The sequence below is a fragment of the Verrucomicrobiia bacterium genome, from assembly GCA_023953615.1.
In the GTDB taxonomy this organism is placed as follows: domain Bacteria; phylum Verrucomicrobiota; class Verrucomicrobiia; order Limisphaerales; family JADLHS01; genus JADLHS01.
In genome coordinates this window covers 1,980,201-2,005,239 of the sequence record JAMLJH010000001.1, presented here as the reverse complement: position 1 = coordinate 2,005,239, position 25,039 = coordinate 1,980,201, and the positions used below count along the sequence as shown (strand labels likewise).

The following is a 25,039-nucleotide window of genomic DNA, read 5'->3' as shown; positions in this document are numbered from 1 at the left end:
GCTCATGTTGATTTGAGTTGATCAATGATGGCGCACACAGCGGTCAGCCCAATTGAAGAATTTGTCGAACGGCGGTCAAGCCTCCGTTTCAAACGCGGCCTGTAATAACACCGGACGTAACCGGGAGCCTTCGGAGTCGTGAACCGGGCCGAAGCGGGTCAGACCTTTCAAACGGAACCGATAGGCTGGCTGGATGGAACGCAAATAGGTAAGGATTTCACGCGCGTGAGCTTCGAGGTGATAAGTGGTCACCGTGATTTGAGGTTTTCCCTGACGAATCAACTGCTCGGCCCCGCGCAACACATCAAAATCCGCGCCTTCGGCATCCACCTTAATGAGATCTCGAGGCCCAAGCACGAGACGATGTTGGGCGCAATACTGGTCCAAGGTCACCGCCGGAATTTGCTTGGTTAATGCGCCGTCGTTTTCACTAACGATGCGGTTGGCGGTTGGGCTGTCACCCTCCGCAAAACCAACGCGGCCAGATTGGTGACTGACCGCCATGACTTCGGTGATGAGCCGATCCTCCACCGCATTCATGGTGGCTCCGCGCCGCAGGTAGTCGGCAGTTCGCTCGGATGGCTCGAAACAAATTACTTTGGCCGCAAGCCCCTGCCGCAGCGTTCGATAAGCAAAAAGTCCCTCACAAGCGCCAACGTCCAAAATGATGCTTTCCGGAGTCAGTCGAATGGGTGGCGTGGTGTAATAATGCGGATACGTGGGATCAAACTCTTGGGCCAACGTCCAATAAACATTGTTATCCAACTTGCCGATCCAAAAAAACTTCAGCCCCGATTTTTTTAAAGTTACTTGATGCACGTCCGCTTCAATTGTCTGAATGGTGGTCTCGCGCGCCAAGGCACGTCCGGCCGCCCGATAGGCAAAGCGACTTGGCAGCAGCCAGGAACGCCAATTCATCCAGGCGTCACCCCAACAAAAGGCCCCGCTCTTACGTAACGACCACCAACAAGCCCAAGCCTGGGCCAGCAGCACCGGAGGATTTTTCTTGCCGAATACAGTCATGTCGTCACCAAACGGACTTATCGCCGCCGTCCCTGTTGCCATCCACTCAACCAGCCCCAGCCCAATCCGATCAGCAATCCGGCGACATGGGCGGTGTTGGCAATGCGACCGAGCATTCCCGTGAAGCACAACACCAGCCAGATGAGGAGAATGAGCCAGCTTTGCTGATTCAGACCAATACCCGAAGCTGGATCTTTTCTTCCCACGATCCAGGCGTAACCCGCCAGACCGTAGATCACTCCCGACATGCCCCCTACAAAGCCGGGACCGCTAACCAGATACTGCGCCAGCATGGGCAGGGTGCCAGTGACCAAAACCAACGCACCCAACATCGCCGCGCCGCGCCGCGCTTCAATCATATTCCCCAATTGAAACAACCACATCATGTTGAACAGCAGATGCAGCAGACCGAAGTGCAGAAAGATCGGCGTCACCAGCCGCCAGAGTTCACCGGCGCGAACGTCGGGTAGAAATGTCCCATCGGCGCGCAGCGGATCCGCCATAACCAGCTTGCGGACGATTTGAATTTCAGCGCCCATTTGCGAAAGAAGGGCCACCAGCACACACACCGCAATCAAACCGCACGTGAGGAAACCGAGACTGTGTTCCCCAGATTTCGCAAGGAGCTGCTGCGCCGCGCGCTGCCGCCGGATAAACTTGGCGTGCGCTTTCGCTTCGTCCGCCCGGATTTGAGCGGCTTGGGCGCCGGCCACCTGAAACTCGGGCGCTCCGGGCTGGGCCAGAAATTTTTGGAGTCGCGTCTGGGCTTCAGTAATTTGTTCCTCATCCAAAACCCAAACGATCCACGAACCGCTGTCCTCCTCCACTTCATTGGGGATTTTTTGAGCGAGCAGATAATCGCTAAAGGTTCGAGCCTGAGTCGCATTAGCGAGTTGCGCAATGGCCCTCATGCCTGATGGGTTCGAGTAGTTTTCCGACGTTTCACTGGTGCCCTTCGGGAGTAATTGACGGACGCGGTTTTCGCCGTCGCTGCGGATGATACCCCATCGGTCGCACGTTTCAATTCCTTGATTTGGTCGCGCAACAGGGCGGCTTTCTCGAATTCCAGATTGTTTGCCGCCGTAAGCATTTCGGATTCGAGTTCATTGATGGTTTCCGTGAGGTCCACGTCCATGCTCGCGTCGCGCAACACTCCCGCCGCTTCCTGGCGCGCTCCTTCGCGTTCCACCAAACTCTCCTCGACCGCCCGTTTCACGCTGCGCGGCGTGATGTGATGCTCGGCATTGTAGGCCAGTTGTTTCTGGCGGCGGTACTCGGTCACGGCAAGAAAGCGCTTGATGCTGTCGGTCCTCACGTCGGCATAAAGGATGACTTCCCCGTGCAGATGTCGCGCCGCGCGGCCGGCGGTTTGCACCAGGCTGGTTTCGCTGCGCAGAAAGCCCTCCTTGTCCGCATCGAGAATCGCCACGAGCGAAACTTCGGGCAGGTCCAATCCTTCGCGCAACAGGTTGATGCCCACCAGCACGTCGAACTCGCCCTTGCGCAACGCCCGCAAAATTTCCACGCGCTCAATGGCGTCAATCTCACTGTGCAGATAACGCACGCTCACCCCGATGTCGCGCAGGTAATCCGTCAGCTCCTCGGCGGTGCGCTTGGTGAGCGTAGTCACCAGGACGCGTTCCCGCGCATCGGCGCGCTGACGACATTCCTCGATGAGATCGTCAATCTGTCCCTGGAGCGGTTTGATGGTGACTTTGGGATCAATCAAACCCGTGGGGCGCACGACGAGTTCAACCACGCCCGTCGCCTGAGCCGCCTTCTCACCCCGGCTCTCTCCTCCGCTGGCGGAGGGGGTGGCCGAAGGTTGGGTGACGGGGATGATCGCCGGCTTCACGAGCGCCGCACTCGCCCTGGCCCATTCCAATTCCCGCCGCGCCGGCGTGGCGCTGACGTAAATGGTCTGGTTTTGCATCGTCTGGAATTCCTCGAAGCGGAGCGGACGGTTATCCAGCGCGCTCGGCAGACGAAAACCGTATTCCACCAGCACCGTTTTGCGCGAACGATCGCCTTCATACATGCCGCCGAGCTGCGGCACGGTGGCGTGCGATTCGTCAATCACCAGCAGATAATCTTCCGGCAAAAAGTCCAGCAACGTGCAGGGACGCGAACCGGGCGGACGCCCGGCGATGTGCCGCGAATAATTTTCGATTCCCGAGCAAAAGCCCATTTCCTCCATCATCTCCAGATCGAATTCCGTCCGTTGCTTGACCCGTTGCGCCTCGAGCAATTTGCCTTGTTTCTCAAATTCGCGGATGCGTTCGCCCAGTTCCTCGCGAATGGTCACGACCGCCCGCTTCATCTTGTCCGGCGTGGTGACGAATTGCTTGCCCGGAAACACCGTCACGCTTTCGAGCGACGCCAGTTTTTTCCCCGTCAGCGGCTCGAAGCGGGTGATGCGCTCGATCTCATCGCCAAAAAATTCGATGCGCAATCCCTCCTCCGTGTAGGCTGGACACAATTCAACCGTGTCGCCGCGCACGCGAAAATTACCGCGTTCGAAAGTGATGTCGTTGCGGTTGTATTGGAGCGCCACAAGTTTTTCGAGCAGTTGCTCACGCGTGAACCGTTGCCCGACGTGCAGATGAATCAGCATCGCCTCATAATCCTCGCGGCTGCCAATGCCGTAAATGCACGAGACGCTGGCCACCACCACCACGTCGCGCCGGGCGAACAAACTGCTCATCGCGGAAAGCCGCAGCCGCTCGATGTCGTCGTTGGTGGACGAATCCTTTTCGATGAACGTGTCGGTGCGCGGAATGTAGGCTTCGGGCTGATAATAGTCGAAGTAACTGACGAAATATTCGACGGCGTTGTGAGGGAAAAATCCTTTGAATTCGGCGTAGAGCTGCGCGGCCAGCGTTTTGTTGTGAGAGATGACCAACGTGGGTTTGTTGACGTTTTTAATCACGTTGGCAATCGTGAACGTCTTGCCCGAACCGGTGACGCCCAGCAACACCTGATGCTTCGCGCCCGCCAACACGCCATCGGTCAGCTTCGCAATCGCTTGCGGCTGATCCCCGGCGGGCGCGTATTCGGAAACAAGGTTGAACGACACAGACTCACGCTATTCTGGTATCGCGGCGCCGTCAATGCAGGGGCGCAATTTGCCTCTCTTGATGCCAGCGAGTCGGATCCGTTTATTCCAAAAACACCTGAAGCGACGCAATCCGACACTGGACCCCACCCAGGTCCACCCGGAAATCGGCGCCACTGTTCTGGCGATTGCCCAGATAAGGCGCTTCCGCCACAAAACCCACCGTGCTCCAGATGCCATCCCGTTTGAGCCATGCCGACGCCGTCGAACGGTAGGTGTTGACGATTTCAGCGGCGCCAGCGGCGTCGAATTGCAGTTGCACCTGCTCCAATGGTTCATCGGATTGCAGCCGAACCTCGACGCGCATCCGATTCACTCCGCCACGGAACGCGATACGATCGTCCAGATCGAGATAGAGATAACGGTTGCGTTGTGGATTCTCGTTCAGAAGGCACGGCACGCCTCGAAAGGTGGCGTTGGTGAACATCCCGTCGCGAGGAGATTTCCGCACCAAACCCGTCGGGGCGGCGTTCACGCCGAAGCTGATCGCGAGGGGGGATGGGGGTTGTCGGTAGGTCACGCGCTCAAGCGCTTTCTTGACCTGAGCCAACACCGGGTTTTGCGGGGTGGCAAGCAGCGCCACCCAGTCTTTCGCATTCGGCGCGGCCAGTTGGAGTTCTGGCGCGGCAGTGACGACGTGGTCCGGAATTGATTCGCCAGTGGCCGGATTAATCCACAGCACCTCGTAGCGGGGCGCGAGGCCGTCCAGGTTCAACACCAGGTTGGTATTTTGCGGCAGGTAGGCAAGACCCACGGTTTTGTCGGCGGTGAACGCCAACGCCATCCAAGCGGCGCGATCCTCGGGCTGATTGAGAATCCGTTTCGGTTGCGGTTCAAGCTGCCGCCAGGGAACGGCTCGCAACACCCGAGCCAGTAGAGCAATCATGTCGCTTGAAGGCACATTCATCATCGCCGTGGCCTGATCGGTCCAGCGATAGACTTCATTGATGCCGGCGGTGTAGCCCACGGCCCCGGATAAGAAGCTCAACCACGCGGTACGGCGCACGTCGAAGGCGCCGCCCAGTTCGCCCTCATAGATCGCTTCGCCGTTGATGACGGGCTTGCGCGGCGCCAGCGCCAAAATATCCGCCGGCATGCCGATGGCGCGCGCGGATTGTTGAGCGCGATTGCCCCCGTTGTGACCGCTCTGATACATGTCGAACGCAAGCCAGTCGGCAGCGTGAAAACGCGGGCCGACGCCCGTGCCCAGGTGCATGGTTACAAGACTGGCTGGCGCCGCTTCGCGCACCGCGTCCACGGACGCCAGAGTTTCGGCTTCACGAATCGGGCTGTCGAAACTCGGTGAAAAAATCACTTCAAAAGAACTGTACCGCGCCGCCACGTAACGACTGAAGACGGCGATCTGTTCTGGCGGCGGATAGCGATGCGGAGTTTCCATTAAACCGGAGATCATCACCACCAGTCCTTGATCATTCGCCAAAGCCAGCCTTCGGTCCAGGTGTTGAAAGAAAGCGGGATTGGGTTGCGTGATGTCCGGCAGCTTCGACAGAAAGGGAGGCGGGAGGTTTTGTGGAGCGTGGTCCAATGCCCATTCGGGAGCGATGGACAATTGCAGCACGGAGTAGCCGCGCGTTACGCGATTGCTGACATAATGCGCCCATTCCGCATCCGTAGCGTGAACCGGCGCCGCCCAACAAGTGTCGCCAATCCACAAAAACGGCGTGCCGTCGGCATGAACCAGCAACCGGCCATCCTCGGAAACGCGCAGATAGCCATGCTGCGCCAGCGCATCCGTGCCGCTGGTCCGTTTCACCCGCACCGTTCCGGATTGGTTGTGCAATCCGAGATTGTTGGTATCGGAACAAGTGGTTTGCCAGTGCCACTCTCCCGCAGTGGGGAAAACACCCCGGATCAGAAATCGCCGCCCTCCATCCCAGAACCCCAACGCCGTCCGCGTCTGGCCGGTCGGACCGTCGAAACGCACACTGATTTTCACATCGGTGCAGGGGTTCGCATATTCCGTGATACTGGTGAGTTGACGCTCCCACCGCTGCCATTGAGTGATCGGAATCGCCGCCGGCACCGTTGCAATGAACGTAAACGCCACCGCCGCTCCACTCATGCACAACCCGAAACGACGCGTCAGCCGCCGCCAGTTACCGTTGATGTCGAATCGTGAGCGCCAAACCAGCTCCAGCGCTGGATCATCAGAAAAATGCGGCCTCATGTCGCAAGATACGAAAGCGCACGGATGATTCCAAGTCTGCTGCAACGGCAACCCTTCGCCCCAGCGATCCGACCGTTGGTTGCCGATGACCGCGCCGCCCTCGGCACAAATCAAGGTGAACCGGCACCTCACGGAAGCGCCTTACGGAATCAGAGCGTCTCCGGATGCTCGTTGATCCCGAGGATGCTGCACGCCTGCACGACGCGCAATCCCAGCCGTTCTGCCGTCGCCAATGCTTCCGGCGATTCGGTGCCGGGATTCAGCCAAAGCTCATCACAGCCTTTGGCGGCGATCGCCGACAACTCGGACAACAACACCGCGGGCGGCAGATAAACGCTGATCTTGTGCGGGCGTTGGGGAACTGCGGTGATGGAGGTAAAAACCGGAAGGCCCTCGATGGTGCCGCCCTTGGGATTGACCGGAAAAACGGTGTAACCCTGGCGTTGAAAGGCGCGCACGGCTTTATTGCCGAATTTCTTTCGGTCGCTGGAAGCACCGAGAATGGCGACGGTTTTCATGCGGCGATTATCTGAATTCCTGCACCGCAGATAAAGCGCGGAATGTGCCTCTTCGCCACTGCGGCGTGGCGCGGAATGGATCCGTTGCGCTCGTGAAAAAGAGGCGCGAGCCTCGGTTAGTAGATGGAATCCGGGGTCAATCCATTAAGGTCAACCGACAACACGTCGTTGGTGCTGAAGTGGCCGATGACCCGATGCGACGGAAGTTGGAAGGCTTGTTCCGGACCAACGCCCACATCCATTCCATAGGTGCGGTTCATTGCTGCCGTGCCACCAGTCGTGCTGTTGCCAAAACCAATGCCCACGGAACGCGCCCAAGAATTGTAGGTTTGATGCATGACCTGTCGGGGAATGATCGTGTTATTCTCGATCCAGCTGCCGTCACCTCGGGAAACCGCGCCGGTAAACCAATAACCGATGGGAGTCACGACCAGATTGTTCATGATCTTTTCATCAGGTCCGCGCGAAATAATCCCATACGCGCGCGCACCCCGCTCCATGGAATTACGGGCCAGGATGACGTTCGAATCCACCTCCAAGCCGCGCGTCGGCGGGTTGAGCGGATTATTGACGTTCTCGTAGATGTAAATGCCACTATCGTAGTTGACGATGCAATTCCCGTAGATGGAAGCTTTGGCGTTGGCCGCGATTCCAATTGATCCGTGCGGCTCCCCTTGATCAACGAGGTTCCCGGCGATCGTGGCAAATCCAGGATCATATTTTTCCGAACAAATCGTCGTCCAAACCGGAATGGTTAAACCCGCCAAGCCGGTAAGCTGTCCCGTGTTCGTAATGGTGAGCAGAACATTTACGGGGTCAAACTCCTTGACTCCGAAGAGGGCATTCCGGCTCGGTTCGCCGCCGGTATAGGGAATTCGAAGGTTGAGTACTTCTCCCGGAGCGAACGGGTAAGTGCTTTGCAGAATGGCAATCGTGACTGAGGAGACTCCATCTGCCGGAGGAATGATGAACGTTGTGCCGACGGTGCCGATACGGGAGCCATCGGTTTGAAAGATCCCCTCGACGGCCATCCGGCGCACCACGTTGTTGGTAAATACCAGCCGCAATGGGTTTCCAAAATGACTGCCATCTTTGCGTACTGCCCCGGGGTTTTTCACCGGATCCACCGGCCCCGAGGTGCCGCCATCGAAATAGTTGCCTTCGTAAAAGGCCGCTTTGACCCAGGTGCTGAGGCGGACCTGTTGCCCGCCGCTATATGAACTCGGCGAAGCGTTGGTCGTATTGGAGCCGTACGGATTAAGCACCTGGCAATCACGCATGCCAAAGCGCGCTATGGTTCCGCGGATACCAAAATCCATGCAGTAAAATTCCACCGCTGGGTGGCAGTTATCGAAGGTGCAATTTTGAAAATCCACGCCCTCCACCCGTCGTGGGTCGGCATTGTAAAACCAAACGCCGCCCGCGAAATTGGGTTCGGCCGACACTTCCGGCAAGGCCGTACTTTCCTTGCGCCAAGTCAGATCGCGAAACGCCAGGGAACGAAAACTGGCGCTCGCCGCCACCATGTGCGTGCGGACCCGACTAATCGTGGAAAAGAGAATCGCTCCCGCTTCACCGCGAAAAATTAAATCCCGATCCGCCAGGTCGCGGCCTCCCAACCTTAACGCCTCATTCCAAGGAACCAGGTCCCGATAGCGTGCCGTGGGGGTGTTAAGCCGGTACGTCCCGGCCGGAAAATGCAGCGTGTTGTAATTGGTGTCGCTCTCCAACGCGTCTATGGCGGCCTGAATCGCCGCGGTGTCGTCCGTGACGCCATCACCGACCGCGCCGAAATCATGCACGGAAAGCGGCACTTCCCTCAAAATCCGAACCTCAGCGGTGGTATTCGTCCCCAAGACGTACGCGTCTGGCGAGGGCTGCAAGGATAACGTCACGCTCCGACTGAGCGGCAGCGAACTGTTGGTCAGCGGCGTCACGGAAAGCTCCAACTCATTGACGCCGGGAGGGAACGTGATCACTCCCGCGCCAGTGCCGTTGGTTAACGGCGCGTAGTCAAAACCCGCCAGCGCATCGCCGCCAACGCTGTACTGGATGGTGAGTTGATTCAAATTGCCACTCCGGATCAGGCGAAAACTGCCGCGTTGCCCCGTCGTCAGATTGGCGACCGGGAGCGCCGGCTCGACGTTGATGATGTTGGTGGCCGTGAGCCGGGCGAGCACTTCGGATATTTCAGTGGGGTGATTGGTTCGATAAATAAACGGTCCTGAATCCAGTCCGGCAAGCTGTTCCTCCCAATCGGAAACTCCATCGCCATCCGAATCCATATCTGCCACCTCGACGCGATAAAATTGCCGCGCCGCATTGATCTCCACGGCGATGGTGAGATCGCTGCCGTCGCCACGGAAAGGCGACCCCTCGACCTGCCAGCTTCCGCCATCCGCGGCAGACCGGCTGCTGACCTGATAACTTTTGCCTTTCACCGTCGGCCAGTTCAGCCGGGCGGCTTGCCCGGTCTCGACGCTCGAGATGGTGAGATAGGACTCCGGATCAAACATGTCGGTGCCAGCGGCGAATTCAGAAAGATCCGATACGCCGTCTCCGTCTGTGTCCAAATCGCTCAGGTGGGGAAGGCTTAAGGCGATGGCGGGATTATCGGGAAGCACGCGCAATCGAAACAAAACATACGGCACCGTTCCCAATGGAATCGCCGCCAAGACCGTTGCGCCGTTGCCGAACACCGGGTCGCCAACCGGTTGAAAATCTTCAGTCTGATCCGAGGTGGCCCCTTCGACTTGATAGCGCTTTCCCGCCACGGACATCCAGCGGACGAGATAGGCGTCGGGCAAGACCGTCATCCCACTAATCCGAAAAACCGAAGTGGCATCCTGTGGGTCCGTGCCCACGACGGATTCAGCATAGTTGCTCTGCCCATCTCCGTCATCGTCCGCAGTCGCGTTTCCCGACCAGTTGTACGCCGTCTCCCAAACGTCGCTGATGTCGTTCTGGTTTGTGTCCACGATGGACAACACCGGATTGGCTGAGGTCACACACCATGAGCCGCCGATGATCAGGCAGCACAGCAAGGGTTTAATTTTCATGCGATCGGTTCAACGCTGTCGTTCGATACGGTCGGAACACCGGATGGAAATATAGCTTCTGATTTTCACGAACCGGCGATCCTGGCGCGAGAGTATGCTTCGGACGAACGACGGTCGCAACGCATTATTCTCCATTATTCTCCTTTCCAGCCGCAAATCCGGGCGAATGAGCGGAGGCTTCACAGCCGCCCGTTGTCAATCAAACGCGTCTGGCCAACCCAAACCGCCAGGGCCATGTGCGTGCCGGATTCCACCCGCTTCCGCGGCGTGAGCGTTTCGGGATCGAAAAACTCGACGTAATCCAAGCGAGCGTCGGGCGCTGAAGCCACCACCCGTTTCACCAACTGCCTCAAGCGCGCGGCCGGAACAGCTCGCGCCGTTGCAACAAGTTTCCGCACTTCGGCAATGGACCGCGAAAGGACCAGCGCCTGAGCGCGTAAATCACCGGTCAAATACTTGTTGCGCGAACTCCGCGCCAACCCATCCGGCTCGCGCACGATTGGCGCCGCGACGATCCGAATGGGAAAATTCAAATCCGCCACCATGCGTTTGATGATGACGGCCTGCTGCCAGTCCTTGGCTCCGAATACGGCGAGATCCGGTAACACCATATTGAACAGCTTGGCCACCACGGTGGTCACACCGCGAAAATGCATCGGTCGAGACGCGCCTTCCATGCGTTGCGAGAGCAATGTTTCGACGACGTAAGCGCTGTAGTCGCCCGATTCACGACCCGGATACATCGCCGCATCGCTGGGCGCAAAAACGACATCCACCTTTTCCGACCGGCACAACGCCAGATCTCGTTTCAAGTCGCGCGGGTAACGAGCCAGGTCCTCGTGCGGCGCAAATTGCGTGGGATTCACATAAATGCTGACGACCACTTTGCCGGTCGCTCCAACCCGCCGCCGCGCCGCTCGGATCAGGCTGAGATGGCCCTCATGCAAATAACCCATCGTGGGCACGAATCCAATCCGTGCGCCGCCACCACGCCAGCCTCGGGCAAGGCGTTGCATGGCGGCAATGGAACGAAGGACTTGCATTTAACCAAATGGCAGCGCGCTGGAGGTCAGGCAAAATCGTAAACGAGCACCCGCTGGCAAACCCGCTTAAAGACCTTTTCCACAAACGCCACATGTTGCGGATGCACCTGATAATCGTCCTGCGCCTGTTTGCTCGGGAAAACAAGATTTAACGCGACTTGATACGTTTGATCCACCACCGGACGGTGGCTGCCCACCATCTTGCCGACGTGAAAATGCAGCACGCCGGGAATATCTTTGAGATACTGATTAATCCCGGCGATGAGTTCCTCCGTCGCGTTGGGTTGCGCCGGATCGGTCCAGAAAATGACAACGTGCGAAAACATGGGCGGGGATTGTCATCCGCTCCCGCGTCCGCCAGCAAGCGCAAATATCGGGCGGCGCGGTGGCGGATCGCCCTTTCCCTTCGGAAAAGAGAAGATTCCGACGCGACGCTCCGCCCTCCTCTCCCCTCCGAGGGGAGCAACGGTATTTAATTTTGGGGGACAAAGTTTGGATTTTTGAGGGTGTGGTTCATGAGGACGATCAGTTTACGCATAACGGCGGTGAGGGCGACTTTGGCGGGTTTGCCGGCCGCGCGCAGGCGCTGATAGAACGCTTGGAGCTGGCGGTTGGAACGCGCTGCCACCAATGCCGCCATATACAGCGCGCGGCGCACTGGAGCGCGGCCTCCCCCGATGCGCCGGCGGCCATGCCATTGGCCGCTCTCCCGCGGATGCGGGGCCAGTCCGGCCAGTGCCGCCACCTGGCGGCGGTTGAGCGTGCCCAGTTCGGGCAGTTCGGCTAGCACGCCTAACGCCGTAATGGTGCCGACGCCGGTGATGGCGACGAGTTTTTGCACCCGTTCGTCCAGGGAGCTGGCTTGCGCCTGCAGTTGCCCCAGTTGCGTTTCGATTTGTTTCAGATCGCGTTCCAGGCGGCGGACGAGGCTTTGGGCTTGGCGGCGCAAGGCGGGCACGGTGAGCCGTTGGGCTTGCTGGCGTTGCGCCACCAAGAGGGCCAATACCTGCACCCGGCGGCGGATCAGTTCGCTCAGGTGGTGTTCCTGTGGCGTGCGCGGAGCGGTGGGTTGGGGTTGTAAGGCCTGGCCGTAGGCAGTCAGGATGGCGGCATCCAGAGGATCGGTCTTGGCCCGCTGGCCGGTGGCCCGGGCGAAGTGGCGGACGCGGGCCGGGTTCAAGACGCTGACAGGGATGCGGGCGTCATGCAGCGCGGCGACGAGGTCGCGTTCGTAACCGCCGGTGGCTTCGCAGATGACGTGCGTTCCGGGCAGGGAAGCCAGGAGTTTGACCAGCCGGCGGTGGCCCGCTGCCGTGTTGGGCAGGTCGTGGCGGCGTCCGAGGAGGTGCAGTTGCAGGTTCAGCTTGGCAATATCCAAGCCTGTGTAGATAGTGGTCATGGTGTTCTAGCTCCTTCTTGCAAATACGAGCTGGCCGGAGTGGGCCGCTCCATCAACGGTTCGAGTTTAGGACTCCAGCGCGAACGGTTCAGGCTCCCCACGCACTGGGCCAAAAGCCTGTGCCAGAGGGTAACGAACTCATCCGCGCCACTGTCCTGCCGCCTGCAGGCGGCAGGACAGTCCCATCTTCCCCAATCCATCATCTCTGACAAGGATAGACGGAAAGGCAGATACAAGAGGGAATCCATCCGCGGCGCGGGTCACATGAGTGCGCACTTAAATTCCGACGTGACGCTCCGACCTCCTCCGAGGGAGGGCGCGAATGGTTTTGACGCAAAACGCGCACTTGGCAAAGTTACCAGTCATGTTGGATGGGTTGAATCGGTGGGCGTATCAAGCGGTGGGGCTTCTGCTAATCGCGCTGCTCTTGGGGGCAGGTTGCGCTTACGCTCCTCCGCTGGCCTCGCGCACACAAGTCCATGCTTTGCAAACGGCCCTGGTTCAATTGGGACCAGAAGTGGCGGAAGTGGAAGCCGCACGAGTGGCCGACGTGGCTTATGATTATCCTCGTGAACTCGCCGCGCAGTATCGGCTGGTGCGCCCGCCGTTGTGGCACAATTTCCTGATCAACCTCGGTCTGAAAAAACGCGGCTTGTGTTACCAATGGGCCGAGGACCTGGAAGCAAAACTGCAAGCGATGAAATTGCAAACCTTGGAATTGCATTGGGGCGTCGCCCACCCCGGCTCGTTTCGGGAGCACAATACGGTCGTGCTAACCGCGCCGCGGCAACCATTCGACAGCGGGATCGTATTGGACCCGTGGCGACATAGCGGCGTGCTTTATTGGGGCGTGGTTACCGATGATACTTATCCCTGGCGCGAAGGGTTGCTGACGCCCGCTCCTGCTTCAACCGCAGGCGCGAATATCAGCGAATCGGGGCATTAATAAATTTCACTGGATGGTGATTGAGACGGGCGGTGGCGGGCTGAGTGGATGCTGGTTCAGCTCGAAAAATTTATTGCCAAGCCAACGCAACTCGTCTAAGAAATACGCTTCTTTGTAATTATGAAAAAGACATTGATATTTGCAATCGGCTTGGGAGCTTCCATTTTCCTGGCCAACAATAATACATGGGCGCAACAAGCCCCGGCACCGGAACAGAAGGGTTGGGAAACAGTGGCCTCAGCGGGTTTGACCATCCAGAGCGGTAACAGCGAAAGCGTCGCAACCACGGTGGGCATTGACACCAAACGTAAGTGGGATACGGACGAAGTGCTGTTAGGCGCTTCCGGCGGCTACGGAAAAAGCAGCAGCACCGGTAATAATCGTTCGCGAACCACCGATTACGCTAAGGCTTACGGCCAGTATAACCATCTGTTTACTGATCGCCTCTACTTCGGTTTGCGCGTGGATGGCGAGCATGATGGCATCGCGGATCTGGCGTATCGCGTGCGGATTGCCCCCTTGGTAGGTTATTACCTCATCAAAAATGAGAAAACCACCCTCTCCTTCGACGTTGGCCCGTCATTCGTACTCGAGGAGCGCGAGGCGTCCGCTACTTCCTTGCGGGATCGGCAGGAATACTTTGCGTTGCGGATTGGAGAAAAATTCGAGCATAAGCTGACGGATACCACCCGGATCTGGCAAACGGCGGAGTACATCCCCGCAGTCAAAGACTGGCCCGATCGCGATCTGATCAATTTCGAGGTCGGAATCAGCACCAAGATCATCAGCAATTGGGATCTGCAGGTGAAGTATCAGGTGAACTACGACAACGGGGTGAAGTACGGCAAGGAAACAACCGATACCCGGTTGATCGCTCAAACCGCCTATACGTTCTAATCTCGGCCAACGCCGTTAAAACATTTAGTCATCGGGGGTGGCAGATTTGCCATCCCCGTTTTTTTGTACAGAAAAAAGCCTGTCACTTGGAAATGACAGGCTCAAAAATCTGCGAGGGATGGTTCAACCATCGTTACCAATGGCTTCCACCGGACAGCCTTCCTTGGCTTCCTTGCAGCGCTCTTCTTCTTCCGGGCTTTCCGGTTGTTTGAAAACGAAAGAGTAGCCGCCGTCGTCGTTGCGTTTGAAGTTATCCGGTGCCGTTTCACGACAGAGATCGCAGTCAATACATTGATTGTCCACGTAATAACGACCCGGCACATTTTCTGGATATCGGTTTGCTGCGTCAGCCATATACTATATGTAACCGTCGCCAGAGTAAGGAGTAAGCCCGCCGAGTGGCAAGCTTCAATTCGGCCGCCAATCTCAACGAGTCCGTCTCGCGCGAACCCCGAATTTCGCCGAACGCAGGATTGCGATTGCAGCCGCAGTTGCTCAAACTTTTCTTCGGTCAGTGAAGAAAGCCGCTTCAGATCTCGATTTCATGCGTCAGGCCATCCGTTTGGCTCAGCGCGGTCGTGGAACGACCTCTCCCAATCCAATTGTCGGGGCCGTTCTGGTGAAGGCGGGACAAGTCATTGGACGTGGCTGGCATCGGCGGGCGGGGGGACCGCATGCGGAAATTGAAGCGTTGCGCGACGCCGAACGACGTGGACGCAGCGCGCGCGGAGCGACGCTTTATGTGTCACTCGAGCCGTGTTCCACGCAGGGCCGCACGCCACCTTGCGCCACAGCAATTCAGGTCGCCGGCATCCGGCGCGTGGTTGCCGGCGCGACCGATCCCAACCCAAACCACGCGGGCAGAGGTTTTGCAATTTTGCGAAAAGCGGGCATTAAAGTGACGGCCGGTATTTTAGCGGATCGGTGTGCCGAACTGAATGAGGCCTTCAATCATTGGATCGTGCAGCGCACACCATGGGTTACGGTAAAAGCCGCGCTGACGCTGGATGGAAAAATTGCCACAGCGGCGGGGGCGTCGAAGTGGATTACCGGTGAAGCGGCGCGCACCGAAGCGATGCAATGGCGCCATCGCCACGACGCGATTCTCGTCGGTATCAACACCATCCTCGCGGATGACCCCAGTCTGACGATGAGAGCAATTACCGGAAAAAGACTGCCGCCGAAATATCCGCCGTTGCGTCGGATCGTGCTGGACGCTGATGCGCGCACGCCATTGAAAGCCAGGGTCGTCAGCGATGCACATGCGGACGCGACGACCGTTGTGGTGAGTAAAACCGCCCCGGCGAGGCGAGTGGCGGCATTGGCCAGGCGTGTCCGCGTTCTGAAAGCGCCGGCGCGACAGGGCAAAATTGATCTACCGTGGCTGTTGCGGAAGTTGGGCGCCGAGGAGGTCACAAGCCTGTTGGTGGAGGGTGGTGGCGAGGTGAATGCCTCCTTTCTGCTCGGTCGTCTGGCGCATCGGATCGCCTTTTTTTACGCGCCCAAGATTCTCGGGGGACGAACCGCTTTGAAAGGCGTGGCGGGAAACGGAGTGGGAACGTGGGCCGAAGTACTCACTTTGGCCGACGTGAACTGGCGGCAATTGGGTGATGATTTACTACTCACCGCCCGGGTAACGGCGTAAGTTGCGTTGCGCGCTTGCCGTCGGGAATCTTTCCAACGCAACATAAGCGCATGTTTACAGGTATCATTCAGCAGGCGGGCGTGATTGAGGCAATCAACCCGACCTCGAAAGCGATCCGTTTGGTGGTCCTGGCCCAGGGCGGGATGTCAGGGATCAAGCTTGGCGCCAGCGTCGCCGTCAACGGTTGCTGCCTGACGGTGGTAAAAATCACGCCGCGCGGATCGGCGCGAAAGCTGCACTTCGACGTGTTGCAAGAATCCTGGCAGCGAACCAATCTTCAGTTTGCGCATCCCGGAGATATTGTGAACCTGGAACGTCCGCTGTGTGCCAGTGACGAATTGGGCGGCCACTTTGTAACGGGCCATGTGGATGGTCTGGGACGAATCCGGCGCTGGGAAAAATCGGGAGCGGATCGTTTGCTCAGCATTTCCGCCGCTCCAAGCCTGATGCGCTACGTGGTGCGAAAAGGCTCCATTGCGGTGGACGGCATCAGTTTGACGGTCGCCAGAGTGGCCAAAAGCCATTTCCAATTGTGGATCATTCCACACACTTACGAAGTTACCGCGTTGAAAACACGAAAAGTTGGCGATTACGTAAACCTCGAAGCTGATCTACTGGGGAAATACGTTGAAAAATTTCTGACGCTCAAGCGCCGTTGAGTTGTTGGCGGTTGCCGATAAAAAACAAAAGAGCCGGATTTTTATCCGGCCCTTTGCCTGAGAACAAATCAATTTCAAACAACGAAATTCAAAGTTGTCTTCCGGCGGCGCTGCAGTTTTACGCCTTTACAACTTACACGGTAATTTCTGCAAATTCCCGTCCAACAACGTTATCAGCATAGAAAAGATTCCCAGAAACGGTAGTCACCATTGCGGGGGACACGAGGATTACCAGCGTGACGAGAGGTTAGGTCGCTGATATTCAGCGACTTATGTGCGGCGAAGGGCTTTGGCGACGGCTTCCGTCCGGGTGCGAACATGCAGTTTTTCGTAAATGCGCCGGATATAGGTCCGCACGGTTTCAAAGCTGATGCCCAACCGATCGGAAATTTCCTTGTACATGAACCCCTGACTCAACAAATCCAACACCTCCTGTTCGCGCGGAGAAAGTTCTGCGGTTGGTTCGGGCGGAGCGACGCTGGGGCGCGCTTGAAAAGATTGCACTACTTTGCGCGCGATATGAGTGGACATCGGCGAACCGCCGTTTTGCACGTCGCGCAGGGCGTCCAAAATTTCCGAGCCTTTGGAGCGTTTGAGCAAATAGCCAGCGGCGCCGGCCGCCAGGGAATTGAAGATGTTTTCCGTATCCTCGTACGCCGTCAGCATGACGATCTGCGTTGCCGGTAAAATCGCCTTCAATTTGCGAACGCACTCGACGCCGTTCATGCCGGGCAGATTGATATCCATCAAGACGACGTTCGGTTTCTCGTCGGGGATGCCGGTGAGGGCGGCCTCAGCGCTCGGATGTTGCCCGACACACGCGAACCCCTCCGCCCGATTGATCATGCGCGCGAGTGTATCCCGCAATTGCTCGTTGTCCTCAACAATGGAAACAGTGATGGCCATTTGCTCTCAGTGCCGGGTAAGCGGCGCGGTCAGCCGCACGATCGTTCCGCGTTCAGGCCCCGGAATCATGTGGAACGAACCGGCCACATCTTCCATGCGTTTGCGCATGTTGCGCAACCCATTTCTGCCGGTTTTCGTCGCCGCCTCCGCTGGACCGCGCCCGTTGTCTTCGATCTCAAAAACAAATTGATCATCCATCAACCGCAGATGGATTTTAACCTCGGTGGCGCGCGCGTGTTTGACCACGTTGTTCACCGATTCCTTGAAGGCCAGAAAAACATTGTGCCGCAAATCCGGCGGAATGTTGAGCGCGGGCAAAGTCGGCGGCACGTCCAGGCGGTACCGCAAATTGGCCAGCGCGAGATATTCTTGCGCATATTTACACGCGTAATTGACCAGCCCCTCCAGCGTATCGTTGGAGGGATTGGCGGCCCAGACGATCTCATCCAACGCGTCGGAAGTTTGTCGCGCCGTTTTGCAAATCTGCTCCGCGTGGGTCGCCACCTCCTCGGGCAAATCCTTGTCTTCACCCACCATCTCGCCCAGCAGATTGACCTGGGTCAGGTTCGCACCCAATTGATCGTGCAGATCGCGCGCGATGCGGGCGCGCTCTTTTTCCAGCGCCTCCTGCTGCCGTAACAACGCGAGCTGGCGTTGCAGCTTCTGCGTGGAAATGAAATAAACCACTCCGCCGATGACTCCGATCAGGCCCACGACCACGGCGGCTTGAAACCACCACCTTTGCCAAAACGGTGGAATCACCACGAGATGCAGCGTCGCCGGGAGCGGACTCCAGAATCCGTCTTCGTTGCTGGCGCGCACCTGAAAGTGATAACGCCCCGGCGGCAGTCGCGTGAAACGCACTTCGCGCGAACCACGGGAATCAATCCAGCGGGCGTCGCCATCATCCAGCCGGTACTGGAATTGTGCCTGCTCGGGCGCGGTGAGGTTCAGGCTGGTAAAATGAATTTCCACCACTTCCTTCCGCGCGGGCACGATGACCTCCCGTGGCCAGGTGGTCTGCCAGGCGTTTGTGCTTTGCGCTTTTCCATCCACCAAGACCGATTCAATCACCACGGGCGGCGGGTTCGTGTTGGGCCGTAATGCGGTGGGCTGCAAGCTGACCAGGCCCTTCGTGGTGGGAAACCACATCCGACCGGTACGACCGCGCCCGACTGATGGTTGCGAGCCGGAGGAACATTCCTTGGTCGGCAAGCCGTCCGCTTTGCCGAAGGTGCGCAAATGCAGGCGGTTGGTGTGTCCGTCGGCAAAGGCGTTCAAAGTGGACTTGGCAACGCGCATCAATCCTTCGTTCGAGCCAATCCAGAGGAACCCCGAATCATCCTCCGCCAGATAGGTGATATTGTTGCCCGCCAGGCCATCCGATTTACCAAAGTGTTTCCAATCATGGTTTTGGTAACGCGTCAAGCCGCCACCCGAAGTCCCCACCCAAACCGCTCCGGTCGCGTCGGCATGAAGCGCCGTGATGTAATCGCTGGGCAATCCGGTTTCCGCGGCGCGATAGCCGGTGAACTTTCCCTCATGCAACCGATTTAACCCGCCTCCGTCCGTGCCAATCCAAAGATCGCCGTGGGCATCTTCCGCCAGGGCGCGGACGGAGTTCGTGGTCAAACCGTCCTGGGTGGTGAACAACCTCCACGTTGCGCCGTTCCAGAACGCCAGTCCTTCTAACGCGCCAACCCAAATGTTGGTTGCGCGATCCTGGAACAACACGGAAACCTGGGGCCGCACGCCCTCGGTGCCGGGAGCGATACGAAAGCGTCCGTCCATGAATTGATAGATGCCACCCGCCACGATGCCGCCCAGCCAGACGGTATCCCGGGCATCCACCAGGACCGCGCGCACATTGACGCCGGGCAGATCGGTGGTGGCGTCGTACTTTCGCATAACGTCGTCACGCCAGTAATTCAATTCGCCGCCGTTGAACGCGATCCATAATCCGCCCTGGCTGTCGGTGGAAACCGATTGCACGTTTTTACCGCTGGTTTCCGGTTGCAACTGAAAGTGCGGTGGACTCAACCGGCTCGCGCCGCCGCCGTCAGTGCCGACCCACAAATTCCCTTCGCGATCCACGCACAAGGACAACACCGTTTCGTGATTCAAGCCTTGATCGCCGCCGATGCGCGTGACCGCACCCCGCGCCCCCAACTGGTACACGCCATCGCCCAGAGTGCCGACGATCAGGTGGCCCGATTCGTCTTCACAGGCCGACGTGACGGGCGAAGCGGTGAAAAGCGATTTCCAAGGATAGGCCCCCAGCGTTTGCGAAATGCCGTTCGTGGTGCGCAGATAAATATGTTGATTGGCAAACTGCCAGATGCCGCCGCCCCGGTGCGCGAGCAAAAAATCCTGTTTGCCGGTCACTGGAATTGTTTGCAATCGCAACTCAAAGTTGGGGCTGCGTAGATCAGAAACGACGCGATACAAATTGGTGTCGGTGCCAATCCAGACCTCCCCCGTCGGCTCCGCAACGACGGAACGGCAACTAGCCGCGCCGGGGTTGATCAACCAGGTGTTTTCGTGCTGGCCATTCCGATATCGAGCCAGTTGTCCATCAGCCGCAAACAACCACACCGCGCCGCTGGCGTCTTCCGCAGCCGAGACCAGCCGTTCACTTGCCCCGTTGCCAAACGACACCTTGGCGACCGTGCCATTCTGGATGCGGCGCACCCCGGGCTTTTCCGTGCCCACCCATAAACCGCCCTGGCGATCCTCAAACAAATGCACAATCGTATCGGCCTCGAAGAAAACTTCCGGGTGAAGACCATCAAAGCGGACCAGCCCTCTCATGGTGCCCAACCAGAGGTAGCCATCGCGGGTCTGAGTCAGCGCGATGACCGAGCTTTGCGGCAGCAATTCCGCGTCCTGCGTATTCCAGACCAGCCAGGAGTCATTGGTTGCGGCCGTAGCGGCAGAAACGACACCCCACAGCGCGCCGCCGCCAAGCAACGCGCCGATCAGTAGTGTCCGAAAGCGCTTCAGCATCAAGGCATGGTTGGAAGTCACGTTGGCCAAGTAAAGCGGATTGATGGGCCGCCGGGACGTGATGCCACTTTTTGAAAGTTTGACCTCGGGCGGGGCTGCGTTAAACTGACCGGCCTTGTTTGTATGAAAATTTTGGTTTGTGACCGGATTTCGCCCCGCGGCATCGCCCTACTACAACAACGACCCGAGTTCGAGGTCGTGGTTCTGCCCAAACGATTAACCGAAGCAGAATTACTTCCCGTGGTGGCGGAGGTGTCCGCCATGATCGTCCGCTCCGAAACCAAGGTGACGGCGCGGGTCCTCGAAGCCGCCAAAAAATTGCGCGTGGTCGGCCGCGCCGGGGTTGGCGTGGACAATGTGGATGTGGAAGCGGCGACGCGCCACGGGGTGGTCGTCATGAACACTCCCGGCGGCAACACCATAACCACCGCGGAGCTGACGTTCACCATGTTGCTGAGCCTCGCGCGCAAAGTGCCCCAAGCTTACGCCTCGATGACCGCCGGCAAATGGGATCGCAAATTGTTTCAAGGCGTGGAGATTTCCGGCAAAACCCTCGGGGTGTTGGGCATGGGCCGCATTGGAACGGAAGTCGCCAAGCGCGCCCTCGCCTTCGGAATGCGCGTCATCGGTTACGATCCTTTCCTGACGGAGGCGCGCGCCAAAACGCTCGGCGTCGAACTCGCCACCGAAGTGGATCTGGTTTATCGCGAAGCTGATTTCATCACTGTTCACATGCCGGTGACCGATCAAACGAAGGGCATGTTGAACGCCGCCGCTTTTGCCAAGATGAAGCCCGGCGTGCGCGTCGTGAATTGTGCGCGCGGCGAGATCATTGAAGACCAGGATCTGTTGGCCGCGCTGGAATCCGGCAAGGTGGCCGCCGTCGGCTTGGATGTGTATCACCAGGAGCCGTTGCCCGCCGACCATCCGTTCCGCACCCATCCGGGCGTGATCCTCACCCCGCATCTTGGGGCCAGCACCGCCGAGGCGCAGGACAAGTGCGGCGTGGAAGTGGCCGAGGTCATCACCGGTTATTTGTTGACCGGCGAAGTGCGTAACGCCGTGAACCTGCCCTATCTCGACGCCAAGACGTATGAACAAGTGAAACCGTATCTCGTCCTTGGCGAGAAACTCGGCAAGCTGCTCGCGCAATTGGCGCCAGAGCAGGTGGACCGCCTCTACATCACTTACGGCGGCAAAGCGCAGGAACTGCCGAACATTGATCCGATCACCCGCGCCATCTTGCAGGGCTTTCTGTCGCGCGCCGGAGTGAACGATCTGAACAACATCAACGTCCGCAGCATTGCTTCCACCCTGGGATTGACGGTGGAAGAAAAGCGTTCCAATGAACTGGTCACGTTCAATGAATGGCTGCATGTGCAGGCGTTTCACGAGAATCAAAAAGTCATTTCTGCCGGCGGCACCTTCTTTGGTTCGCCCAACAATCCACGCATCGTCCGGTTGTACAGTTCCTCCGTCGAAATCCCGATCAGCGGGGTGATTTTACTATTAACGAACAAAGATCGCCCCGGCATTGTCGGATACCTCGGCACCTTGTTGGGCCGGCATCAGATCAACATCGCGAGCATGAGCTTGAGCCGCGACACCGAAGGGGGTGACGCGCTTACGGTTCTGCACTTGGACAGCGAACCGACGGCGGCGGTGCTGGCGGAACTGGAAAAAGACGAAGACATTCACAGTGTGCGTGTAGTTAAACTTTAAATAAACTCTAAACCAAAAATTATGATCTCATTTATCCGCAGGATTTCCTGCCTGACGCTGGGGTTGCTGTTGGCGGGGCCTGGCAGCGGCATTACCACGTTTGCGCAAACGACCAATGCCGCCAGCAAACTGGACAGTCTGCTGGGCGATCCGGTGATCGCTCGCGGCCGGGGTGTCGAAGTCAAGCGCAGCCAGTTGGATGCGGAGATGATCCAATTGCAGGCGCTGGCCAGTGCGCAGGGCCGCTCGATTCCCGCCGACAGCCTCGGCATGTTTCAATTGCAAAAGCTGAACGATCTGGTTGCGGCGCAGTTATTGTTGGCGCGCGCCACGGACGCCGACAAAGCCAAGGGCCGCGAAATGTTTCAAAAGGCGCTGCAACGCCTGAAGACCGACAACAAACTCACGGACGCCGAGTTCGATGAGAAGCTGGGCAATCAACTGCGTCTGCAGGGGGTGACCCGCACCGAGTGGGACCAACAACGCACGGAGCAGGCGATCGTGGCGGCGGTGTTACAACGCGAGTTGGACGTGAACATCACGGACGCTGACGCCAAAAAGTTTTACGAGGAAAACCCCACCCGGTTCGAGCAACCGGAACAGGTGCGCGCCAGCCACATTTTGCTCAGCACCAAGGACCCGGTCACGGGTGAAGATTTGTCTGACGAACAGAAGAAGGTGAAGCGCAAACAGGTGGATGACGTGCGCAAAAAAGCCGTGGCGGGTGAGGATTTCGCCGCCCTGGCCAAGCAATATTCCGAAGACCCCGGCTCGAAGGATCGGGGCGGCGAATACACGTTCAAGCGCGAAGACATGGTGCCGGAATTTTCCGCCGCCGCGTTCTCCTTGAGCACAAATCAAATCAGCGACGTGGTGACAACGGTTTACGGTTATCACCTCATCAAGCTGCATGAAAAAATTCCCGCGCGGATGATTTCCTACGACGAAGTGGCGGATGATTTGAAGGAAGTGTTGCGCAGTCAGGAGCTGCAGAAAAAACTGGCCGACGGCAAGTTCATTGAAAATTTACGCAAGGCAGCCAACGTGGAAATTCTGGATGAAAAGCTTAAGAAGATAGAAGAACTGATGGCTTCATCCAAAACCAACGAACCAGCGGCCAGCGCCCCATAACCCGGCTCACTGGAATGGTGTTTCAACGCGCCGGCGCCAACCGGCGCGTTTTTATTTACCCAGAACCTTGGTCGGCGAATGTACCTCGAGATCGCGCTGGAGAAAATTGGCCAATTGGCGGAGGCGCGCTTCCAGGCCGCGCGTTTCCAAAATCTTCTGGCGTTCGGCGGCGTCGGCCAACACCGTGCCGGCGATCAAATCCACCGCGCGTTCCGGTTCAGTGATGGAGTCGAGGTAACCCATGATTTCCCGCGCGGAAAGCGGGCGGGGCGATTGACCGGATTGGCTGGGCTGCGTGCTGGATACGAACGGGAACGGGAAGGGGATGCCGAGCTTCACTCGTTCCGTCAGCAACCGCCGCGCGCTCGTCAACAACGCGCGAACTTTTTGGCCGGCGCCCGCCGTCGTGGGCAGCGGTTCGATCTCATAAACCGGATACGGCTGCCGTTTTTTTAAGTTGCCCAATTTGACCCGCGTCAGCCCCTGCAAAATCACGTGCGAGGTGTGGTCTTTATGTTCCACGGAAACGCGGATCAAACCGACCCCGGCAATTTTTACCGGCGCGTCCGGTTTCGTTTCCGGTTGGCGCATGGCCACGGCGAACAGCCGATTGCCATGCAGCGCGTCCGCCAGCAACTGCCGGTAGTGCGCTTCAAAAACGTAAAGAGGAAGTAATGCCTGCGGGAACAGGATCGCATCAGGCAACGTCATTACTGGGACTGCGTTGGGCAGTGTCATAACTGCGCCGTTCCAGCAACAACTGTTCCAGCGTGGTTTCAAAATCGGGTTAATTGTTCCAACCGCTTTACCCGCTCGCCAATCTGGGCGCGCGTAGCCGTCACGGTGCGGTTCAAACCAAACCCTTCGCAGCAGAAGGAAGCCACGACACTGCCGTGGATCATGGCGCGGCGGAGGTTGGTTTCAATGTTGCCCCTGGCGCGGGCCAGATAGCCCATCATGCCGCCCACGAACGAGTCGCCGGCTCCGGTCGGGTCCACCAGCGCGGTCACCGGATAGGCCGGGCACAGGAAAAATCCCTTCGGACCGCTGAGGATCGAGCCGTGCGAACCCTGTTTGATGATTACGTATTTCGGCCCGAGTTTATGGATCTTTTTGAGCGCACTGAAGACGTTGTCCTCCTGCGTCAACTGTTGCGCTTCACTGTCGTTGAGCACGAAACCATCCACGCGTTTGATCAGCGCCAGCAGATCGTCCAAGGCGATGTTCAGCCACAAATCCATGGTGTCAGCGACAATGAATTTCGGGCGGCGCATCTGTTGCAGGACGTGCAATTGCAGTGCGGGCGCGATGTTCGCCAGCAACACGAACTGCGTGGATTGATAGGCGCGCGGCAATTCCGGCGAGAAGGTTTCAAACACGCCCAGCTCCGTCAGCAGTGTGCGGCGGTGGTTCATATTTGCCTCGTATTCGCCCGACCAGTGGAAAGTTTTGCCGGGTTTGATCTGCAACCCGCTCAGGTCAATGCCGTGCTTTTTGTACAGCTGCACATACTTCTTTGGAAAGTCCTGGCCCACCACGCCCACCATGTTGACTGGCGAAAAAAAACTGGCCGCCACCGCCGCGTGGCTCGCCGAGCCGCCCAGTAGTTTCGGATTTTCCCGCTTGGGAGTTTTGATGGAATCCAAAGCCGTCGAACCAACAATCAATACGCTCATAAATCAGTGGTGAATCAGACTACAAATCGCTGCGCACGGTAGGCCAAGCCCGAAAGCCAGGCAATCCTCAAAAAATTCAACCACGGATGAGCACGAATGTTTCAAC

General features: G+C 58.2%; 20 protein-coding genes. 6 read left to right on the top strand and 14 right to left on the bottom strand.

Going from position 1 to position 25,039, the window contains the following annotated elements; genetic code table 11:
- Positions 1-75: 75 nt before the first annotated feature.
- The 9 genes from M9920_08445 to M9920_08405 form a co-directional block, all read right to left on the bottom strand.
- Positions 76-1,023 (bottom strand): FkbM family methyltransferase, encoded by a 948-nt coding sequence (locus tag M9920_08445; GenBank protein MCO5052318.1) that lies wholly within the window; start codon positions 1,021-1,023, stop codon positions 76-78.
- A gap of 17 nt (positions 1,024-1,040) precedes the next feature.
- Positions 1,041-1,934 (bottom strand): rhomboid family intramembrane serine protease, encoded by an 894-nt coding sequence (locus M9920_08440; protein MCO5052317.1) that lies wholly within the window; start codon positions 1,932-1,934, stop codon positions 1,041-1,043.
- Complete coding sequence (gene uvrB / locus M9920_08435) at positions 1,931-4,099, bottom strand: excinuclease ABC subunit UvrB (protein MCO5052316.1); 2,169 nt, start codon at positions 4,097-4,099, stop codon at positions 1,931-1,933. The genes M9920_08440 and uvrB overlap by 4 nt, the downstream gene beginning before the upstream one ends.
- An 82-nt stretch (positions 4,100-4,181) precedes the next feature.
- Positions 4,182-6,458, bottom strand: a complete 2,277-nt coding sequence (locus tag M9920_08430; protein ID MCO5052315.1) for a DUF4038 domain-containing protein — start codon at positions 6,456-6,458, stop codon at positions 4,182-4,184.
- 17 nt (positions 6,459-6,475) lie between these two features.
- Entirely contained in the window at positions 6,476-6,844 is a 369-nt protein-coding gene (locus M9920_08425) for a CoA-binding protein (GenBank protein ID MCO5052314.1), read from the bottom strand.
- Positions 6,845-6,960: 116 nt separating this feature from the next.
- Positions 6,961-9,903, bottom strand: a complete 2,943-nt coding sequence (locus M9920_08420; protein MCO5052313.1) for a hypothetical protein — start codon at positions 9,901-9,903, stop codon at positions 6,961-6,963.
- Between the two features lie 179 nt (positions 9,904-10,082).
- On the bottom strand, positions 10,083-10,946 hold the full coding sequence (panC, locus tag M9920_08415) for a pantoate--beta-alanine ligase (GenBank protein MCO5052312.1): 864 nt from the start codon (positions 10,944-10,946) through the stop codon (positions 10,083-10,085).
- Between the two features lie 26 nt (positions 10,947-10,972).
- Positions 10,973-11,272, bottom strand: coding sequence for a Dabb family protein (locus M9920_08410; GenBank protein MCO5052311.1), 300 nt, complete (start codon positions 11,270-11,272; stop codon positions 10,973-10,975).
- A gap of 146 nt (positions 11,273-11,418) precedes the next feature.
- Positions 11,419-12,345 (bottom strand): IS110 family transposase, encoded by a 927-nt coding sequence (locus M9920_08405; GenBank protein ID MCO5052310.1) that lies wholly within the window; start codon positions 12,343-12,345, stop codon positions 11,419-11,421.
- A gap of 346 nt (positions 12,346-12,691) precedes the next feature.
- Here M9920_08405 and M9920_08400 point away from each other — a divergent pair, with 346 nt between their 5' ends.
- A complete protein-coding gene (locus M9920_08400) occupies positions 12,692-13,291 on the top strand; it encodes a hypothetical protein (protein ID MCO5052309.1) in 600 nt (199 codons plus the stop codon).
- A 120-nt stretch (positions 13,292-13,411) separates the two neighbouring features.
- Positions 13,412-14,188, top strand: coding sequence for a DUF481 domain-containing protein (locus M9920_08395; protein ID MCO5052308.1), 777 nt, complete (start codon positions 13,412-13,414; stop codon positions 14,186-14,188).
- A 123-nt stretch (positions 14,189-14,311) separates the two neighbouring features.
- On the opposite strand, the gene M9920_08390 is transcribed toward M9920_08395, so the two are convergent.
- Positions 14,312-14,542: a ferredoxin gene (locus M9920_08390; GenBank protein ID MCO5052307.1), complete on the bottom strand. Its 231-nt coding sequence runs from the start codon at positions 14,540-14,542 to the stop codon at positions 14,312-14,314.
- Between the two features lie 160 nt (positions 14,543-14,702).
- Here M9920_08390 and ribD point away from each other — a divergent pair, with 160 nt between their 5' ends.
- Positions 14,703-15,833 carry a bifunctional diaminohydroxyphosphoribosylaminopyrimidine deaminase/5-amino-6-(5-phosphoribosylamino)uracil reductase RibD gene (gene ribD, locus M9920_08385; protein ID MCO5052306.1) on the top strand — a complete coding sequence of 377 codons (1,131 nt, stop codon included), beginning with the start codon at positions 14,703-14,705 and terminating at the stop codon, positions 15,831-15,833.
- 50 nt (positions 15,834-15,883) lie between these two features.
- On the top strand, positions 15,884-16,492 hold the full coding sequence (locus M9920_08380) for a riboflavin synthase (GenBank protein MCO5052305.1): 609 nt from the start codon (positions 15,884-15,886) through the stop codon (positions 16,490-16,492).
- A gap of 270 nt (positions 16,493-16,762) precedes the next feature.
- Here M9920_08380 and M9920_08375 read toward each other — a convergent pair whose 3' ends face one another.
- Both M9920_08375 and M9920_08370 read right to left on the bottom strand, forming a co-directional pair.
- A complete protein-coding gene (locus tag M9920_08375; GenBank protein ID MCO5052304.1) occupies positions 16,763-17,398 on the bottom strand; it encodes a response regulator transcription factor in 636 nt (211 codons plus the stop codon).
- Between the two features lie 6 nt (positions 17,399-17,404).
- Positions 17,405-20,425, bottom strand: coding sequence for a histidine kinase (locus M9920_08370; protein MCO5052303.1), 3,021 nt, complete (start codon positions 20,423-20,425; stop codon positions 17,405-17,407).
- Positions 20,426-20,527: 102 nt separating this feature from the next.
- Here M9920_08370 and serA point away from each other — a divergent pair, with 102 nt between their 5' ends.
- Both serA and M9920_08360 read left to right on the top strand, forming a co-directional pair.
- Complete coding sequence (serA, locus tag M9920_08365) at positions 20,528-22,126, top strand: phosphoglycerate dehydrogenase (GenBank protein MCO5052302.1); 1,599 nt, start codon at positions 20,528-20,530, stop codon at positions 22,124-22,126.
- Positions 22,127-22,147: 21 nt separating this feature from the next.
- Entirely contained in the window at positions 22,148-23,257 is a 1,110-nt protein-coding gene (locus tag M9920_08360; protein ID MCO5052301.1) for a peptidylprolyl isomerase, read from the top strand.
- 51 nt (positions 23,258-23,308) lie between these two features.
- Here the strand turns inward: M9920_08360 and M9920_08355 are convergent, their stop codons facing one another.
- Both M9920_08355 and M9920_08350 read right to left on the bottom strand, forming a co-directional pair.
- Positions 23,309-23,968, bottom strand: a complete 660-nt coding sequence (locus tag M9920_08355; protein MCO5052300.1) for an LON peptidase substrate-binding domain-containing protein — start codon at positions 23,966-23,968, stop codon at positions 23,309-23,311.
- Between the two features lie 65 nt (positions 23,969-24,033).
- A complete protein-coding gene (locus M9920_08350) occupies positions 24,034-24,933 on the bottom strand; it encodes a PfkB family carbohydrate kinase (GenBank protein ID MCO5052299.1) in 900 nt (299 codons plus the stop codon).
- Positions 24,934-25,039 lie beyond the last annotated feature (106 nt).

Coding starts and splice junctions, on each gene's coding strand:
- M9920_08440 (MCO5052317.1), bottom strand. CDS start 1,934: ATGAGGGCCATTGCGCAACTCGCTAATGCGACTCAGGCTCGAACCTTT.
- M9920_08420 (MCO5052313.1), bottom strand. CDS start 9,903: ATGAAAATTAAACCCTTGCTGTGCTGCCTGATCATCGGCGGCTCATGG.
- M9920_08445 (MCO5052318.1), bottom strand. CDS start 1,023: ATGACTGTATTCGGCAAGAAAAATCCTCCGGTGCTGCTGGCCCAGGCT.
- M9920_08350 (MCO5052299.1), bottom strand. CDS start 24,933: ATGAGCGTATTGATTGTTGGTTCGACGGCTTTGGATTCCATCAAAACT.
- panC (MCO5052312.1), bottom strand. CDS start 10,946: ATGCAAGTCCTTCGTTCCATTGCCGCCATGCAACGCCTTGCCCGAGGC.
- M9920_08390 (MCO5052307.1), bottom strand. CDS start 14,542: ATGGCTGACGCAGCAAACCGATATCCAGAAAATGTGCCGGGTCGTTAT.
- M9920_08355 (MCO5052300.1), bottom strand. CDS start 23,968: ATGACGTTGCCTGATGCGATCCTGTTCCCGCAGGCATTACTTCCTCTT.
- M9920_08410 (MCO5052311.1), bottom strand. CDS start 11,272: ATGTTTTCGCACGTTGTCATTTTCTGGACCGATCCGGCGCAACCCAAC.
- M9920_08380 (MCO5052305.1), top strand. CDS start 15,884: ATGTTTACAGGTATCATTCAGCAGGCGGGCGTGATTGAGGCAATCAAC.
- M9920_08360 (MCO5052301.1), top strand. CDS start 22,148: ATGATCTCATTTATCCGCAGGATTTCCTGCCTGACGCTGGGGTTGCTG.
- M9920_08405 (MCO5052310.1), bottom strand. CDS start 12,345: ATGACCACTATCTACACAGGCTTGGATATTGCCAAGCTGAACCTGCAA.
- M9920_08395 (MCO5052308.1), top strand. CDS start 13,412: ATGAAAAAGACATTGATATTTGCAATCGGCTTGGGAGCTTCCATTTTC.
- M9920_08375 (MCO5052304.1), bottom strand. CDS start 17,398: ATGGCCATCACTGTTTCCATTGTTGAGGACAACGAGCAATTGCGGGAT.
- serA (MCO5052302.1), top strand. CDS start 20,528: ATGAAAATTTTGGTTTGTGACCGGATTTCGCCCCGCGGCATCGCCCTA.
- M9920_08425 (MCO5052314.1), bottom strand. CDS start 6,844: ATGAAAACCGTCGCCATTCTCGGTGCTTCCAGCGACCGAAAGAAATTC.